The 17,641-nt window shown below is 69.0% G+C and carries 13 protein-coding genes and 1 pseudogene; 5 read left to right on the plus strand and 9 right to left on the minus strand.

Features of this window, described 5'->3' with window-relative positions:
• Positions 1-6: 6 nt before the first annotated feature.
• On the minus strand, positions 7-486 hold the full coding sequence (locus ACIBCK_RS11770) for an ASCH domain-containing protein (RefSeq protein WP_399389186.1): 480 nt from the start codon (positions 484-486) through the stop codon (positions 7-9).
• Entirely contained in the window at positions 483-2,552 is a 2,070-nt protein-coding gene (locus ACIBCK_RS11775; RefSeq protein WP_399389188.1) for a GNAT family N-acetyltransferase, read from the minus strand. Before ACIBCK_RS11775 ends, ACIBCK_RS11770 begins: the two co-directional genes overlap by 4 nt.
• A gap of 816 nt (positions 2,553-3,368) precedes the next feature.
• Between ACIBCK_RS11775 and ACIBCK_RS11780 the strand changes: the two genes are divergently transcribed.
• The 4 genes and pseudogenes from ACIBCK_RS11780 to ACIBCK_RS11795 form a co-directional block, all read left to right on the plus strand.
• Entirely contained in the window at positions 3,369-4,901 is a 1,533-nt protein-coding gene (locus ACIBCK_RS11780; RefSeq protein WP_399389190.1) for a hypothetical protein, read from the plus strand.
• A 24-nt stretch (positions 4,902-4,925) separates the two neighbouring features.
• Positions 4,926-5,321, plus strand: coding sequence for a hypothetical protein (locus tag ACIBCK_RS11785; RefSeq protein ID WP_399389191.1), 396 nt, complete (start codon positions 4,926-4,928; stop codon positions 5,319-5,321).
• 1,113 nt (positions 5,322-6,434) lie between these two features.
• On the plus strand, positions 6,435-7,373 hold the full coding sequence (locus ACIBCK_RS11790) for a hypothetical protein (protein ID WP_399389192.1): 939 nt from the start codon (positions 6,435-6,437) through the stop codon (positions 7,371-7,373).
• Between the two features lie 202 nt (positions 7,374-7,575).
• A pseudogene (locus ACIBCK_RS11795) lies at positions 7,576-7,821 on the plus strand (CorA family divalent cation transporter); the annotation flags it as partial.
• Between the two features lie 33 nt (positions 7,822-7,854).
• Here ACIBCK_RS11795 and ACIBCK_RS11800 read toward each other — a convergent pair.
• Entirely contained in the window at positions 7,855-9,531 is a 1,677-nt protein-coding gene (locus tag ACIBCK_RS11800) for a class I adenylate-forming enzyme family protein (RefSeq protein ID WP_399389194.1), read from the minus strand.
• A 223-nt stretch (positions 9,532-9,754) separates the two neighbouring features.
• On the opposite strand from ACIBCK_RS11800, the gene ACIBCK_RS11805 reads away from it, so the two are divergent.
• Positions 9,755-11,053 (plus strand): phosphatase PAP2 family protein, encoded by a 1,299-nt coding sequence (locus ACIBCK_RS11805; protein ID WP_399389766.1) that lies wholly within the window; start codon positions 9,755-9,757, stop codon positions 11,051-11,053.
• A 1-nt stretch (position 11,054) separates the two neighbouring features.
• Here the strand turns inward: ACIBCK_RS11805 and ACIBCK_RS11810 are convergent, their stop codons facing one another.
• The 6 genes from ACIBCK_RS11810 to ACIBCK_RS11835 form a co-directional block, all read right to left on the minus strand.
• Entirely contained in the window at positions 11,055-12,104 is a 1,050-nt protein-coding gene (locus tag ACIBCK_RS11810) for an LCP family protein (protein ID WP_399389195.1), read from the minus strand.
• A gap of 2 nt (positions 12,105-12,106) precedes the next feature.
• The gene (locus ACIBCK_RS11815; protein WP_399389197.1) at positions 12,107-14,200 is read right to left on the minus strand and encodes a bifunctional polysaccharide deacetylase/glycosyltransferase family 2 protein; all 2,094 of its coding nucleotides are present in this window, start codon (positions 14,198-14,200) and stop codon (positions 12,107-12,109) included.
• Positions 14,197-14,631, minus strand: coding sequence for a hypothetical protein (locus tag ACIBCK_RS11820; RefSeq protein WP_399389198.1), 435 nt, complete (start codon positions 14,629-14,631; stop codon positions 14,197-14,199). The genes ACIBCK_RS11815 and ACIBCK_RS11820 overlap by 4 nt, the downstream gene beginning before the upstream one ends.
• A gap of 278 nt (positions 14,632-14,909) precedes the next feature.
• The gene (locus tag ACIBCK_RS11825) at positions 14,910-15,602 is read right to left on the minus strand and encodes a GntR family transcriptional regulator (protein WP_399389200.1); all 693 of its coding nucleotides are present in this window, start codon (positions 15,600-15,602) and stop codon (positions 14,910-14,912) included.
• 61 nt (positions 15,603-15,663) lie between these two features.
• Complete coding sequence (locus ACIBCK_RS11830; protein WP_399389202.1) at positions 15,664-16,665, minus strand: proline racemase family protein; 1,002 nt, start codon at positions 16,663-16,665, stop codon at positions 15,664-15,666.
• Between the two features lie 40 nt (positions 16,666-16,705).
• Positions 16,706-17,605: a dihydrodipicolinate synthase family protein gene (locus tag ACIBCK_RS11835; RefSeq protein ID WP_399389767.1), complete on the minus strand. Its 900-nt coding sequence runs from the start codon at positions 17,603-17,605 to the stop codon at positions 16,706-16,708.
• Positions 17,606-17,641: the final 36 nt, after the last annotated feature.

Genomic DNA, 17,641 nt, shown 5'->3' on the forward strand with positions numbered 1-17,641 from the left:
CAAGGATCACGCGGGCACGAGGTCTCCCAGCGCATCGCGCAGTGCGGCCGCTGCATCGGGCCCGACATCAGTCATCAGACGCAGGTCATCCCGCTTGAGGTAGCGGTAACTCTGCGGGGGATGAAAAGCCCCCGCCGTGCGCAGAGCGTCAAGCGGAACAGGGGTCTCGAAAGACACCGGATCCTGCAACGTAAGGCCGCTTGCCTGCGTTGCCCCACTCATGTACGAGTCGTACTCACTGCGACTGATTCCGGTCTGGGAGCGGTGCGCCGACCAGACCTCGCGAGGAGAGGCGACGCGGATCGAGGCGATGCGGGCCGCTCCCACCAGGGCCATGGTGGGAGCAGTGGCGTAGAGCAGCACGGGCGTTCCGGGAGGCGCTGCGACGCGCTGGCGGCGGACCTCTACCGTCTTGCTGCCGTCCAGGATCGCGGTGGCGAAGCGCGGGTGGACGGACAGCAGCATCGCGCGTTCCGGATCGTTCACGTCGTTCGGTGCCCCTCTTGATAAACCGCCTGGAACAGCTTATTGCTGATCTTCGTCAGCGAGATCAGCAAGTTAGACGACCAAGGTAGTCCGAGCCCCTCAGCCAGGGAGGCCAATCGCCGCAGCGACACCGGCCTGGGGAAGATCTCGGTGTCAGAGAACCTCAGCGCCATGGTCTGACCTGTATTGCCTGCGGCCTCGACCACGTCAGCCCGACCATATACGCCCAGGTGTTCGAATTTTGAGAGCAGGGTGTCGGGCGCGTCGATGACAACCTCGTCTAGGCGCGAACTGGCCACTACCATCTGCCCTTCGGCACCGAAGCCACCATCGCTGACGTACCAGAGCAACCGGGCGGGAACACTTTCGCCGCGATGGCCCGACGCCCGGTAGTAGACGTGCTCCCGGCTGATACCGAGCGTCTCGCCCCGCGGCAGCAGCATGGCAGGGACGTTGAACAGCTCGGTCGACCAACGTGGTTTGATCGGCACGAGGAATGACGGCAGTTCCGAGTCAACGATCTTTGCCGGCCACCAGGCTCGTTCGACCACGGCGGCCACTTCGGCGGGCATCCCGGCATGGAGCACGGCACCCTTCGCCGCCGGCTCTCGCCCGAGACCAGCGGCAGCAGCCTCGACTTCAGCGGCCGAGCCACACACGTCGACCACAAAGGCTACGAGGCTTCCCTCTCGTTCGAAGAAGCCATCATCGCCTGAGGCTGACCTTGCAGTTGCTGACGGATGAGGATCCGTGATGCATATGGTCTCCGCCCCATAGCTCCTCCCAAGTCGCTTGAGCAGAAAGAAAATTTGGCGCGCCAGGCTCTCTTCGAGGTGATGAGTCGATGTACGCAGGACGGGGACGAGCAGCGTTCGCCTGTCCAGGGCCCAAACGTAGAGGGCGACCGGGTTGCCTTCCCCGTCTCGAAGCAGCTCCCGCCGCCACGCAATCGCGTCGCTCCCCAGGGAGCGCAGACGATCAGCAAAGGACGACCCGCCGTCCAGCCCGTCCTGCTCGAAGAACGCCACCAACTCGCCTTCCGCGCCGGGTGCCACCTCTCCCGCTCGGAACTCGGTGCCCAGGAGGTCAGCTGGGCGATACAACTGCGCCTGGCGCAGTTCGTCGACGTGCAAAGTGACCGTGGAGGGAGCAACGACGCGCACTCTGGCAACTTCCCATGCCACATCCGCCAGGCGAGCCAACAGAGGGTCGCGGGTCGCCAGTACCTGTAGGCCAGCGCACGACGTCTCGGCGATGTACCGCACACCCCGTCGCAGGGCTGCGGCATCCCCTTGAATCTCCGGCATCATCTCGATGACGGTCCGCTGCAGTTCATCACTTCGCCGGGTCACGGCCTCGGCGTCAGGGGCGAGCTGCCGCAAACTGCTCAGAGCGGCTCGCTGGTGATGCCGCTCGGCGGCATCAGTGATGTCCCGTATCTGGTGGACGAGTTGAGGTGTATAGGCAAGCTCGACAAGGTCGGTCATCCACCCCGCCTCCAAGGCGCGGGACTCCTCTGCCCCGTCCTCGACGGTGGGCCCGCTCAGGTCGGCGAAGACTTGGTGGTCGATCGTCACCACCAGCAGAGCGTTGCTCTCCACGCTCGAGAACAAGTCCGGGTGTCCGAAGTCCAGCCACCACCCGTCGAGGAACTCCCCGTCGCGCCCCCGCCCGCGAGCTTCGCCCTGGGGCACGAACCCCAGGTTGCGCCACATGCCACTGAGGCCGTAATCCCTGCGGCATTTGGCCCTTACCCCGAGCCGCTGCGGATGCCGACGTTTGATCGTCTCCACAAGCGCCCGAGCGATGCCCTTGCTCCGGTGCTCCGTCGCTACGCAGAGATGCGCCAGCCGAATGTACGGATTCCTCTTCGGTAGGCCGAAGAGGGCGTATCCAACGACCTCCTCGTCCTCAACAGCGATCAGGAGCCCTCCCTCATCGGCCATCGCGCGATACGCAGGAGGCGTCATCAGGCCGAGCGTCCTGGTGTCCCGATCGCCTAGCGCCACAGCCTTTTCGATCAGGTGGTCCTGCGCCGAGGACACAGGAAGAACCTTCACCGCCATTTCTCCCCCTCCGAACGGGACGGCCGTCTGCCGCGCCCTGCTCCCCTGTAGTGAGAGGGAAAGCTGATCCCAGGTGGGGGCGATACTCAAGGGGGCACGAGGGGCGCACAGTGCCGCACGCATATGCATGAGCAACCACATGTAAACGCTCTGGCGCTTTCCGATCCGCTCCCCGCGAGTCCGAGCGTGGGAGAAATTTGGGAGATGATCTCCCCCAAGCCCCATCGGGACCACTCGAGACCAACTCACCCCGACCCTCTGACCAGCTGCCTCCCAGCACCGACCTCAAGCGGACTCCTCGGCTCAAGCCTCCCCCTGTGGGCAACGGCTCCCGGGGGGCCTCTCGTCGTGTAGTCGTGGCGGCAGTGGCGATCGCGCTGGTTGGCCTGACCAGGGCACGCGTGGTCCATCTCCCAGAGGCTGCGTCCAGTCCTTCTCCCTTGGTCCCGGTCAGCGGGTGATCACCACCGCCGCAGGCTGTTGGGCAGGCGCCGAGGTGACCTGGGTGCACCGCAGAGACGCCGCCCGTGAGCCCTCGCTGAACTGCGGCACCTTTCGGTCAATGTTCGGCTTGAGGGCCTCCGTGCGCGACTTGTGCGGGTTTGCGGTCTGGCGGCGCATACCGTGCGCGTAGAAGATGCCCCTCTGTGTCCGCCGCTGCGTCACCACGGTCGGCACTGGGAGAGACGGGGGCGGGAAGTTGTCGTTCGCTGATCACAAGTCGGTCTTCTCTGTACCCGCGGTACCCCTGGGGACCGCGGACGGCACCGGAGAGGTGGTCCGGCACGGGACGTACACCGAAGGCGAACCCGCCGGTTGAGCGCCGCAGCCTTCGCACGTACAGACTGGCTGACCGTACTCCGCGTCCAACTGGCGGAACTGTGGAAAGTGCTGAAGGCGGCCGTGCGGAAGCGCCTGCGGTGGCTGCTCCCTGCCAAGGAGGAAGAGCCCGCTCCCAGCTCGTCCGAACCAGCGCCGCCGTCCGTCGTACTCGGCGATGACTATGCAGTCTGGGTCCGGCGCCGCATCAAGAAGTCAGCACGGCCGGTGCCGGTATACGGGTTTCACCAGGAACCGGCCATCCACGCCAGCGACCGAGCCATTGGCCACATGCGAAGACGTCGAGTAGCAATCACCTCGGTGATTGTGCTCGCCATCTGGCCGATGCTCACACGCTCCCTGACGGCGGGGCAGGCAGCCTTGGTCCTGCTGGTCGGCGTGTGGGGCGTCTACCTCGTGGAACGCTACCTGGCGCAGGTGAGACTCAACGCCCTGCTGGCTGGGGAACTCCCAGCCCCTCCGACAGCAGTACAAGCTCATGCCCTGCCGTATCACTACGAGCGCCGCCAGCGCGGCGATCGCCACCGGTTCCTCGGGGCAGGTCTTCAGGCATGGCAGGAGGCGGTAATCGGCATCGACGTCGAGCCCGCCCCCGAGGGTCAAGACGAAGAAGACGACGACACGGGGCCGCTTCCAGGCTTTAGCTCACCAGCACAAAGCCCAGGCCAGCCCGACATGGCCGAAGTAGCCAAGGCCGTCCTGGAGGCGCTCGGCAAACACAACCGGCCCGTGGTCCGCAAGCCGCTGAAGCACTTCACCGTTGCCCAACTGCACGCCCACGTCGCACGCCGCCTGGACGACCCGGCCCCCGCCCATCACCGCGATCACCCCAATCCGCGCATGGAAGTCATCGGCATTGCCGCCATCCACTCCCAGCGCTGGGGCCAGATCGATGATGACGCCTGGCACAGCCTACGAGCCCTCGCCGGGGACAACCCCGGCAGCAAGCCTGCCGAGGAGATCGCCCGCCGCTACATCTGGGCTCGAGTCACAGCCTGGAACGGCGACCTCATCGCCGCCATACTCGTCCACTTCGCCTACCAGGGCGGCTTCCTGCGCGCCACTGTCCGCCCGCACATCATGGGCCCGCTCAACCCAAAGGTCGCCGGCCTCAAGCCCACTGACCCCCGCAGCCTCAAGTGGCTCGGCCGTGCCGCCTTTAACGCCCTCGCCGACATCTACGTCGGACTCGACCGACTCATTCGCCGGAAGCCCCGCAAACGCCCAGAACTCGACCCGGGCAACGGGCCGGTCAGCCTCCGCGAGGTCTACAGCACCCGCTGGATCGAGGACATGCACACGAACGACGACGCACGCTATTACGTGCAGATGATGCAGCGCCGCGTATTCGACTCAACAGAGATCTTCCTGCGTGACCACAACGTGGACATCGCCGCCTACCGCCAACAGTCCACGGCCATCTACAACTTCGGCGTCATGAACGGCGGCACCATGACCGGTGCTGTACAGGCCACGCCGTTCTCCATGAATCCCTCCATGACGAACTGACCCGAGAGCTGCCAGGAGCCCCGAATGCCCATCCGTCGACAGCCAGACCCGGCCCCGAACGGGCCCAACTTCGGCATCGTCAACACCGGCCATATGACCGCGCCCGCTCAAGCCGCGCCGTTCTCCCAGAACGCCACCCAGACCAACAACATCACCAACGAAGCCGTCGATGAGGCTCGTGCCAGCATCGCCAACCTGCGACGACTCCTGGAACAATTGCGCGGTCAATACCCCGAGGTGGACGGTGCCCTGCGCGACCTCGACATGATCGCCCCGCGCCTCGACGACCCCGAGCGCGACCCCGGCACCATGCTCTACATGCTTCAAAACCTTGTCGAACGATGCGGCGGCATCCCCGGCGTCGTCGCCGCGGCCCAACTTGTCCAGTCCACGGTCACCGGCCTGCTGCCCGGTTCCTGAAGCTCACTCCTCACAGCAGTGGCCATCGGGGCCGTTCACCGCGAACTGTGGCTGGCCGGACGACTCGGAAGTCCCTACCAGTGCCCTCACCGTGAAGCGGCTGCTCGCAGGACGTTCTCCCGCTCGCAGGAGACGAGGCGGGTCTAGCGGCACCGCTCTTCGGGCTGTCGTAGAAGGCAGCTTGAGGTCGCGACCCGGCGCACCCTTCTGGCGGTCAGCGCAAGAAGGCGAGGGCGTCCTCCTCTCACAGGTTGGTGACACCCGCGGTGACGAGGTGCGTGCCCTGGCGTCGGTGGACGTCGAAGCCAGCGTCTGAGAGACCGCCTGCAAGCCGGTCATGCGTAGCGCCCCGGTTGTCGCGGAATCCAGGGTCCCATGCGAGCACCACGCTCAAGAGCAGCCTTCTGCAGAGCACCATTTCACGCCCCCTCCTGCGTTCCCTACAGACAGTGTGGATGGCAAGCGGGAAGCCACTGTGGCTGTTTCCGTACACCAGTTGGCCGCCCAGAGGAGCCCAAGCCCAAGCAAGCCACCCTTCCGTGGGACGAGGGCTCACCAACTCTCTTCGGCGCCGTACGTTGACCAACCAGTTACAGCGAGTGGGGGCGAACCCGTGACGTATGTGTTGACGGAACAACAGGTGAGCTTGCTTCGCGAGGTTGCAGCCTCCTCAGGCGCACTGCCCGTCCCGTCGAGGAGCACGAACACGGCTTGGGCCCTTGAGCAACGCGGCCTGATCAAACGCAGCTGGACCAGCAAGGGCTCGCACGTCGCGATCGTGACCGCAGACGGTCGCTACTACCTCAAGCACGGCAGGCATCCCCAGGAGATACGGGCCGAGAAGGAACGCCTGAAGGGCGATTCGGGTCAGGCCGCTCTCGCCCCCGTCGGTGGAGCCGATCTCATCACTCGCCTGAGATCAGCTGCCGGGAAGCTCACTGTGAGCGATCCAGGCCCCAAGACGCGAGGGCGGTGGAGGGCCGCGTACTTCGACGCCCTCCACCAGGGACACCTGCCCGAGGGACACAAACTGCGCTGGTCGGGCCGGCAACGGGGGATTGCGTCTTCACTCTCGTCGACGAGGAAGCCGAGAGGGCCGCCCAGCCTCCCCCCGTGCCGTCCGTCGAGGTCCCTGACACGCTGGACATTCCACACCGTCTCGTCCGTGCTACTCGCAAGGCCCTCGGCCGCTCTCAGACCGTGGTCGACACCCGCGACAAGGCCGACGTGATCCCTCTCCACACATCGCGTGGCCTCGTGGATCGGGCCCTGCGCATCATGCACGCCTTGCTGAACGAGGCGGAGAACCGCGGCTACGAGGTAGAGACGCGGAGCGAACTTCAACGCGGCGAGGCCGAGCATGGCCTCGTCATCATCATCCAGGGACGCGCCTTCTCGCTCACCATCACCGAGCAGAAGGCCAAGGTCCCCCATGAACCAACCCCTCAAGAGATCCGACAGCAGCAGCGCAACCCTTGGACACGCATCCCCAAGTACGACGAGGAGTTCAACGGCCGCCTCTCCATCGGTGCACCCGTGCGGAACCGTTGGCAGAGCTCCCATGCACACGGCGACGGTGCCCGCTGGACCCTGGAGTCCCGTCTGGGCCACCTATTGCGCGATCTCGAAGACCGGGCAGCGGAAGCAGAACGCCAACAACGCGAGAGGGAATTCCGGGAGGCCGAACAGCGGCGCCAGTGGTACGCGGTGATCGCGCAGGCTCGGCGGAATCAAATCAAGAAACATCGAGCCAAGGCTCTAGTCGAACAGGCGCAAGCCTGGCGCCAGACCATCGAGATCAGGGACTTGTGCCGGGCTGCGCGCTCTCGCACGGACGACCCGATGTCGGCAGCCGAACAGGAATGGCTCGAGTGGGCCGAAGCGTACGCGGCGACACTCGACCCGCTCAGCTCCCCGTTCCTCGCCCCACCGGATCCCCCCGCCAACCGAGAAGCTCTGCGTGAGTTCCTCCAAGGGGACCTTCACACTCACCCTTGGCCATTCGACGCCCGGGGCAACTGGACGCCCGACACGGACGAGCCGAGTGTCTAGCCGCCCTCGCGCCCCCATTGGCGCGGGGCCCTCACCAACACGATGAGTGACGGGCCAACCATGTCCGAGCAACCCTCGGATCGCCCTCCCCGCCGGAACGGCTGGGGAGAATCTGGGGAGAACGATGGCCAGCTGGGGAGCGCCTGGGGAGAATCGACCGCGCAAACACGCAGCACGACGAAACAGCCAGAAATGGCCATCGGCCCAGGCCAAAGCGGGTGGCCAGCAAGTCCCCGCAGGTCGGCGCCCCGCAGACGACAACTTCAAGAAGATCTCCTCGTGGGCCGCCATTCTGTTTGCACCCACGTTGGTGGGAACGATCTACGGGATGAACTTCGACGAGATGCCGGAGCTGCACTGGGCCTTCGGCTATCCGTTCGCGATCGGCCTGATGGCAGTGGTCTGCGTCAGCCTGTACTTCATCTTCAAGCGGCGGGACTGGCTGTAGCGGCGAGCCCTTTCTGGGGCGACCGGCCCCGCTCTAGCGAGCCGCCGCCCCATCCGTCCACGCCGCCCGCAGCGCCTTCTTGTCCACCTTGCCGACCTTCGTCGTCGGCAGGCGGTCGAGCAGGATCTTCCTGCGGGGTGTGTACAGGTCCCCCAGCTCGGCGGTCACCGCCGCGCCGACCGTGGCCGGGTCGACGGTCGTGTCCTCGGCCGTGGCCAGGAAGATCTGTACGGCTTCCCCGAACTCCTCGTCCGGTACGCCGAGCGCCGCCGCGTTGCGCACGCCGGGCAGTGTGAGCAGGAAGTCCTCGAGGACCCTGGAGTAGACGTTGTCGCTGGTGCTGCCGGTGACGATGATGTCCTTGGCACGGTCGACGAGGAAGAGGTAGCCGTCGGCGTCGAGGTAGCCCATGTCCCCGGTGCGCAGCCAGCCGTCGTGCAGTGCTTCCGCGGTGCGGTCCGGGTCCTCGTAGTAGCCGAGCATCACCGTCTTGCCCCGGACGCACACCTCGCCGACCTGGCGGGCGGGGAGCGGCGCCGTGCTGTCCTCGGCTTCGGCCCCGGCGCGGATCTCGATCTCGGTGTCGGATATCGCCCGGCCGCAACTGCGCCAGAGCTCGGGGCGCCTGGCGCCCTCCGATGCGAGGTCCTCCGCGCCGAACGCGGCGATGCCGAGCGCCTCCGACTGGCCGTAGCCCTGGCTGAGCACCGGCCCGAAGACCTCGACCGCTTGCTGCAGCCTGCTGGGTGACGAGGCCGCCCCGCCGACGACGATGCGGCGCAGCGCGGGCAGGGCGCCCGGCACGCACTCCGGGTGGTCCAGAAGCGCGTACAGCATCGGCGGTACGAACATGGTGGCCGTGATGTGTTCGTAGCGGAGCGCCTTCAGTGCCGCGGTCGCTTCGAACTCCGGCAGGACGACGAGTACGGAACCTGTCACCAGCGCCTGGACCGAGGTGAGATGGCCGCTGCCGTGCGTGAGCAGCGTGGCGGCGAGCACCCTGTCCGCGCCCGGGGCCATGACCGGGAAGACCGAGGGGCGGGATTCCTGCGGGGCGTCCTGCGCCAGGTCCACCAGTGCGCCGTAGAGCCGGTGGCTGTGCGCGGCGAGCTTCGGGCGACCCAGCGTGCCGCCGGTGTAGAGGACGGTGACGGCCTCGTCCTCCCCCGGGGCGGGCACGCCCTCGGGGCGCACCTCGGGGCACTCGGCCGCCAGGGCGAGGAGGTCCGCGCACTCCTGCTCGCAGGGGCCGAGGCTGAGCAGCTCGGGGGCGTGGACACTGCGGCCTGCCGCGTCGGCGGCCCGCAGCGCGAAGAGCGGGTCGGTGACCACGACGCGCGCCCGGGACTGCTCGACCAGCGCGGCGAGCTCGCCGGGGCCCGGCTCGGGCGGCAGGAACACGACGCGGCAGCCGATGAGGTGGACCGCGAGCTGCACCAGGACGGAGTCCACACGGTTGGCCAGGAAAAGCCCTACTCCGTCGCCCGGTTCGAGCCCCTGGCGGCGCAGCGCGTGCCCCAGCTGGAACAGCTGCCGCCGCGCCTCGCCCCGGGTCAGCCGCCGCGAACCCTGGACGAGCGCCTCGGCGTCCTCGTCCTTGTTCCAGTGCTCCAGGATGCGGTCCACGTACGTCCGCGGGGCGGGCGCCTGCTGCGGGCCGCCCGGTATCTGCTGGACGCTGCCCGGTGTTTGCTCTGCGCTAATGATCATGGACATATGCAAACATGCCGCTCGGAGGCCTCGATCCCGTAGGGGGCGACTTCGGCCATCGGCCGAGGGAGTACCCTGCCCCGCCGTCGGTGGGAAAAAGTGGATACCTATAGTTTCGCGAGTGATTTCGCGAATACCTCGCAGAGCCGACTCCGCCGAGCGGGCCCCGCAGCCCGCAGGTCCCGCACAGCCCGCACGGCCCGCGCGGTCTCGGCCGCGGGTGATCCTTTGGGTCGCGGCCGGCGCGGTGGCCCTCGGTTTCCTGATCGCACTGGAGATCGCCGCGCGTCGCTACGGCGGCGTTCCGGGGCCGCTCACCAATCAGGCGCGCGAGGTGCTCTTCCCACCCAAACCGGGGCCGCTGTACGGCGGTCTGGCGCTGATGATGGTCGTGCTCACCTGGCGGCAGCGGTTCATCTCGGCCGGTGCCGCGATCGGGATCGACGCCGTCTTCGTGGGGGTGCGGTGGGCGGTCGACGCCGAGGTGCCCGAGGGCCAGTTCTTCGGCAACGGCGCGCTGTGGGTGATGCTGGGCTGGGCGCTCGTCGCGTTCACGCGCCGCACGGGCGAGGAACGCGTCCTGCTCCTGAAGGGCGTCGGGCTTGGTCTGCTCCTCGTGGCCGGCCGCAAGACCGGTGACACCTGGCTGCTCATCACGGCGAAGACCCGCCCGACCGTGCTCGACCCCTATCTGGCGGTCGCCGATCACGCGCTGGGCAACCCGTCGTGGCTCGCGGGCCGGATACTCGACGCCAGCGGCCCGCTCGTCCCCCACGTCATCGACCTGGTCTACGCCCAGCTCGCGGTGGCCGCGGTCGTCGCCGCCCTGTACCAGCTGCGGAACGTGGCGACCGAGCGCCGCTTCCCGCGCCACCACCTGGTGCGCACCTTCCTGGTGATCGGCCTGCTCGGCCCCGCCGTCTACATGATCTTCCCGGTGGTCGGCCCGATCTTCGCCTACGGCCCCGGCACCTCGGGAACCGGCGGCCTGCAGTGGGCGGCGGCCGACCTGTGGCCGCACACCCCGCCGCCGATCAGCGCCCCGCACCCGGTGCCGTACGACGGGATCACCCCGCGTAACTGCATGCCGAGTCTGCACACCGCGTGGGCCACCGCGATCTTCATCCACTCCCGTAAGGGCCCGCGGCTCCTGCGCTACGCGGGGACCTTCTGGCTGGTCGCCACGCTCAGCGCGACGCTCGGCTTCGGTTATCACTACGGCGTGGACCTCGTGGCCGGCGTGGTGTTCGCCCTCACGGTCGAGGGCGCCCTGCGCGCGTACGACCGCGGCTGGGACCCGTCGGGCATCCGGCTGATCGCTCACGGCACGGCGGTCTTCGCCGCGCTTCTGGTGACCTACCGCTACCTGCCGATGGAGATGGCCCGCCATCCGTGGGTGTTCGGCCCTCTGGTCATCCTGTCGATGCTCTCCGTGATCTACGGCTACGTACGGACCACCCGGCCCTGGGAGCCGAAGGCCGCGCCCGCGCTCCAGCCGGAACCACAGCCCGAGATGGCGTGAGTCATCTCAGCGGCCTGTCCTGCCGCAGGTCGGCGAAGAGGCGGGCCGACTTCTCGGCGTCCCACTTCAGTACGTTGCCCTTGGAGGTGGGGACGCCGAAGCCGGACACGGGCACGTTGATCCGCTTGCCCTGTCCGCCCGAGACGCTCTGCACGGCGCGGAACATCTCGCTGAGATCGCGCAGGCTCATGTCCTTGTCGACGATGAGCGTCTCCAGCCCGGCCCGCATCGCCGGGCCGATCTCCGTCGGGTCGAAGAGGGTGCCGGGTTTCGCGGCCTGGTGGGCGAGGGTCGACAGGAACTTCTGCTGGTTCTTCGACCGGCCCAGGTCGCCCTCCTTCTCCTGGTGCCGCTGGCGGACGAAGGCGAGCGCCTGCTTGCCGTCCAGGGTGTGACAGCCCTCGCGCAGATCGGCCCCCGACTTCTTGTCCTTGATGTCCCGGTCGAGGCACATCCGTACGCCGCCGATGGCATCGACGATGTTCACGAACCCCGCGAAGCCGATCTCCGCGTAGTGGTCGATGCGCAGCCCGGTGTTCCGCTCCACGGTGTGCACGAGGAGTTCGGGGCCGCCGTAGGCGAAGGCGGCGTTCAGCTTGTCCCCCTCGGGCCGCTTCGTCTTGCCCGTCGATGTGTCGAGGCGGCCGGGCACGGTGACCCAGGAGTCGCGCGGCAGGCTGACCATGCTGGTCCCGTGCGCCCCGGTGTGCAGCAGCATCATCGAGTCGGTACGCCGCCCGCCGCCTCCGCCGGCGCGCAGGTCCCGCACGGCGTCCGGCGAGAGACCGTCGCGGCTGTCCGAGCCGACGATGAGGTAGTTGGTGCCTTCGCCGGGTGGCGGGCGGTCCCCGTACGCGCCGAGGTCGACCTCTCGTTGGAGCCGTGTCTCGGCCCAGCCGTACGTGCCGCCCGCGGCCATGACGGCGCCGGTCAGCACGGCGAGCACCGCGCGCCGCAGCCGCCTGCGCTTCTTCTTCGACTGACGGGCGTGGGCGCGCCGAGGTCCGTAGTGGGAGCTGGGGCGGTCGGTGAACGGAAGTGGGTCTGTCATCGTCAGCTCCCTTGCAGGCTCCGCCGCGCCTCCTGGGGCGGCGCTTCGAGCAGATACGGGTCGGCGGTGCCGGTGCGTTTCATGCTGTGCCACTTGAGGCGGGTGCCGAGCAGCGCCGTCATCACGGAGTGGATGACCACCAGGTACATCAACTGCCGGTAGACGAACTGCTGGAGCGGCAGCACCCACAGCACGCGCAGCCGTTCGCGGTCGAGCCGCAGCGCGTACGCGGCGGTCACCAACTGGACGGCGAGGAAACCGCACCAGACGAGCCCTGCCTCCACGGGGTCGCGGAACAGCGCCCCGAACAGGGCGAACATGTCGACGACCGGTGCGCACAGCGGAAGCACGATCTGGAACAGCGTGACGTAGAGCATGACCCGGCGGCCGAAGCGTCCCGCGGGGCCCACCTCCACCGCCGCGTGGCGGTGCTTCCACATCGCCTGGAGGGTGCCGTAGCACCAGCGGTAGCGCTGCCGCCACAACTGGCGGACGCTGCTGGGCACTTCGGTCCACGCGACCGCCGACTGCTCGTAGACGACGCGCCAGCCGGCCCGCCAGAGCGCCATCGTGAGGTCGGTGTCCTCGGCGAGGGTCTCGTCGCTGACGCCGCCCACACCCATCAGGGCGTCCCTGCGGAAGGCTCCGATCGCCCCCGGCACCGTCGGCATGCACTCCAGGACCTCGAACATCCGCCGGTCGAGGTTGAAGCCGAGTACGTACTCCAGGTGCTGCCATTTGCCGAGCAGGCGACGGCGGTTGCCGACCTTGGTGTTGCCGCTGACCGCGCCGATCGCCGGGTGGGCGAGCGGCTGGACGAGGCGGGCGAGGGCCTCGGGTTCGAAGATGGTGTCGGCGTCGACCATCACGACGATGTCGTGCCGGGCGTGCGCGAGGCCCGTGTTGAGGGCGCTCGGCTTGCCGCCGTTGGGCTGCCGGATCACCGTCACCCGCGGGTCGTCGATGTCCTCGGCGATGTCGGCGGTGGCGTCGGTCGAGCCGTCGTCGATGACGATGACCTGAAAGTGCGGGTGGGTCGAGGCGAGCAGCGAGTACACGGTGGAGGCGATGCCCGCCTCCTCGTTGTACGCGGGCACCAGGACCGTCACCGGGTCACGGACCTCCCGCAGGCGCGGCGCGCCGGGCCGGTACCGGTGCAGTCGGCGTACGTGGAGCCGGGCGAAGAGCGCGAACAGGAGCATCCGCAGGACGCCGAGCACGCCCGCGAGGGTCAGCGTCCACACCATCACCGTGAGGAAGGCCTTGCCGAGCCGCTGCGACCAGATCAGGCCCTCCCCCTCGATCTCCTGGGCGACCGGGACCGCTTGCGTGAAGGAGGGACGGCCGAGGCCGCCGCTGACGGTGGTGAACGATGTCACCCTGGGGTCGCGCAGCAACTCCTCGGCCTCGCGGTAGCCGAGGTCGGTCTGGCTGTGCTGCGTCACCACTCCGCGCCACGGCTTGCGGTCCTTGTGGTCCGACGCGACCACGAGGTAGCCCTGTTCGGCCGCGCGTTTCGCGGCCGGCCACTGCGGGCCGCAGAGTGTGTCCGCCGCGGTGGTGTGCGGCAGCCGCAGCAGGGTGGAGCGGACACCGGCCGCGCCCGCGAAGGCGGTCTGGGTGAGCGAGAGTTCGAGACGGGCGCGCAGCGGGGACGCGACGCCGAAATCGCCGCCGCTGTAGGTGTACGAACCGATTTCGTGGCCCTCGCGCACGATCCGCCGCGTCAGCTCGGGATGCCGGGCCGCGTCCTTCCCGTAGACGAAGAAGGTCGCCCGCGCGTGGTGCCTGCGCAGCAGGTCGAGCAGGCGCGGCGTCCACACCGGGTCGGGCCCGCCGTCGAAGGTGAGCGCCGCGGTGCCCGGCGGCATGTTCGCGGTGGTGACCCCCTTGGGGCCGAAGCGCAGCAGCGGCTTGCCGTCGTCCGCTTCGCGCGGGATCGGCCGGGTGCACGGCGGCTTGGTGCGTGCGGCGTCGACCTGGTGGGTGGTCCAGCCCTCGAAGAGGAGCGCGACGGCGACCACGAGGAGGACGAGCAGGAGCACGAGCCAGTGTCCGCGCGGTGGTCGGCGGACAGCGGCGTCGCGCCGGCTCACTGCTTCGGGCCTCCGGTCGGCGGGGCTGCTCTGCCGGCCGGCGGGCGGCGGTGGTCGTCCCGGTCCGCGCGGGCCCCGGCGGGGACGGGAGCGCCGGGGTCCTCCGGCGACGTGCCCGCGTCCTGGCGGGAGGGGGCCGCGGGTGCGTTCGGGCCGGCCGGTGCGTTCGTGCTCGGCGGCCGCGTGCCGACGGGCTGCCAGAACCCGCTGACGATCGTGCCCACGAACAGCAGATACCCGACGCAGGCGCAGCCCACGGCGAGCCCGAACCCTTGCAGCGTCCGCCTGCGCCAGCCCGACTCGTCGATGAAAACGGGGATGTGCGGCTCGGCGGGGGGCAGCCTTACGGCCGCGTTCGACCTCGTCGTGACGGCGCCTTGCCGCGCCGGGCGCCCGAGCGCGTCCGGCGGGCAGGAGGGTTCGGACGGCATTCGCCCGTCGTGCGGTGTGCTGGCTATGTGGGGGGTGCCCTGCACTGGTGCTCCTGATCTGCGGCCGCGCACGCGCGACTCTTTGTGTGGGGGGTACGGGCCCGGAGGCCCGCCGTACTGCCCGCGAGACGTCAGGCGGCGACCGCCGGGCGTCACGCAGCCCCCGACCCTACTCGGGCGGACGCCGACGGGCACCCCCGAACTGACTGCAACGGCCACGTACTTGGCGGATGCGAACCTCGCCCCGGACGCCGGCGACGACTGACACGGTCTCGGCGCTACTCGGTCGCCCACAGGCCGCGCACATGACCGAGGTGGCGGGTCATCACCGCGCGTACGGCGTCCTCGTCGCGGGCGAGCAGCGCGTCGAGGATCTCCAGGTGTTCCTCTGCCGACGCCTCCAAGCGCCCCGCGTCGACGAGTGCCTGGAGGCCGTACAGGCGGGAGCGCTTGCGCAGGTCACCGACCACATCGACCAAGTGGTCGTTGCCCGAGAGCGCGAGCAGGCCGAGGTGGAAGCGGATGTCGGCTTCCACGTACGCGATGAGATCGCCGGCCGTCGCCGCGGTGACGATCTCCCGCGCGACCGGCCGCAGGGCCTCCAGCGCGGCGGGGTCCGCGGACGTGGCGAGCTCCGCCGTGGTGGGGATCTCGATGAGTGCGCGGATGTGCTTGTACTCGTCGAGCTGCTTCTCGGAGACCGCGGTGACCCGGAAGCCCTTGTTCGGCACCGTGTCGACGAGCCCCTCCTTGGCGAGGTCGAGCATGGCCTCGCGGACCGGAGTGGCGGAGACGCCGAAGCGGACGGCGAGGGTGGGCGCGGAGTAGACCTCGCCGGCCCGCAGTTCACCCGCGATGAGCGCGGCGCGCAGGGCGTCCGCGACCCGCTCGCGGTAGCTGCTGCGGGTCCCGCCGAGGCTGGGCAGGGCGGCGGGGGCTGCGGACGGGGCGGGGGTGCGCCGGGCGGCCATGGGGGCGGTTCCTCCTGGGTGCAATGTCACGTCGTACGACTGCGTCGAGTATCCCAGCCCGCTAGAGCACGAACCCTGCCGGGAAGGGGTCTTCCGGGTCGAGGAGGTACTGCGCGGTGCCCGTCACCCAGGCACGGCCGGTGAAGCTGGGCAGTACGGCGGGGGTTCCCGCGACCTCGGTGGTGCCGAGGAGCCGTCCGCTGAACCGCGTGCCGATGAAGGACTCGTTGATGAACTCCGTGTCCAGCGGCAGCTCCCCGCGCGCGTGCAGTTGGGCCATGCGCGCGCTCGTTCCGGTGCCGCACGGCGAGCGGTCGAACCAGCCGGGGTGGATGGCCATCGCGTGCCGCGAGTGGCGGGCGGTGGCGCCGGGTGCGTAGAGGTGGACGTGGTGGCAGCCCCGGATGGAGGGGTCCTGCGGATGCACCGGCTCGCCCTCGGCGTTGATCGCCTCCATCAGCGAGAGCCCCGCCGCCAGGATCTCGTCCTTGCGTCCGCGCTCGAAGGGGAGTCCGAACTGCTCCAGGGGCAGGATCGCGTAGAAGTTGCCGCCGTAGGCCAGGTCGTACGTCACCGAACGGCCGTCGGGCAGGGTGATCTCGCGGTCGACGGCGACGGCGAACGACGGCACGTTCTTCAGCGTGACGGCCTTCGCCGCGCCGTCCTGGACGGCGACCTCGGCGACGACGAGGCCCGCCGGTGTGTCCAGACGGATCGTGGTGACGGGTTCGACGACCTCGACCATGCCGGTCTCTACGAGGACGGTGGCGACGCCGATGGTGCCGTGTCCGCACATCGGCAGATAGCCCGAGACCTCGATGTAGATGACACCGTAGTCGCAGTCGGTCCTGGAGGGCGGCTGGAGGATCGCGCCGCTCATGGCCGCGTGCCCGCGCGGTTCGTTCATCAGGAGCTGCTTGATGTCGTCGCGATGCTCACGGAAGTGAAGCCTGCGTTCGTTCATCGTCGCGCCGGGCACGGTGCCGATGCCGCCGGTGATCACCCGCGTCGGCATGCCTTCGGTGTGCGAGTCGACCGCGTGCAGGACGAGCTTGCTGCGCATGTGCGGTGCCTTCCGCTTGTCGCTTCGGTGCCGGGGGCTGCTAGCCGAGCCCGGCGGCGATGACTCGCTCGGTGGCGGTGCGTACCGCCTGCTCCTGCTCGGGCAGGAGCGGCACCCGTGGGGGACGACAGGGTCCGCCATGGCGCCCGGCGATGTCCATGGACAGCTTGATGGCCTGGACGAACTCGGGCCTTGAATCCCAGCGGAGGAGGGGGTGCAGCTGCCGGTAGAGCTTGGTGGCCGTGCCCAGGTCTCCGGTCACGGCGGCGTGGTAGAGCTCGACGGACGCGGCGGGCAGCATGTTCGGGTAGCCGGCGATCCAGCCCTTGGCGCCCGCGAGGGCGAGTTCGAGCAGGACGTCGTCGGCGCCGATCAACAGGTCGAGTTCCGGGGCGAGTTCGGTGATGCGGTACGCGCGGCGCACGTCACCGGAGAACTCCTTCACGCCATGCACGTACCCCTCGGCGTGCAGCTTCGCGAGGAGCTCCGGCACCAGGTCGACCTTGGTGTCGACGGGATTGTTGTACGCGACGACGGGGAGGCCCGCCTTGGCCACTTCCTCGTAGTGGGCGAGGACGGAACGCTCGTCGGCGCGGTAGGCGTTCGGCGGGAGCAGCATCACGGAGGCGCATCCCGCGTCCTTGGCCTGCTCGGCCCAGCGGCGGGCCTCGGCGGAGCCGTAGGCGGCGACGCCGGGCATCACGCGCTGCCCGCCGACCGCCGCGACGGCCGTCTGTACGACCTTGGCGCGTTCGTCGGGGGTGAGCACCTGGTACTCGCCGAGCGACCCGTTGGGGACGACGCCGTCGCAGCCGTTCTCGACGAGCCAGGCGCAGTGCTCGGCGTAGCGGCCGTAGTTGACGGAGAGGTCCTCGTCCAGGGGGAGGGCGGTGGCGACGAGGACGCCGTGCCAGGGGCGGTGGGTGTGGTCGGCGGACATGGTCATGGGCGGAGTCACGGGCTGAGTCATGGGCTG

Origin of the sequence: Streptomyces sp. NPDC051218 (assembly GCF_044455475.1) — a bacterium.
Lineage (GTDB): Bacteria > Actinomycetota > Actinomycetes > Streptomycetales > Streptomycetaceae > Streptomyces.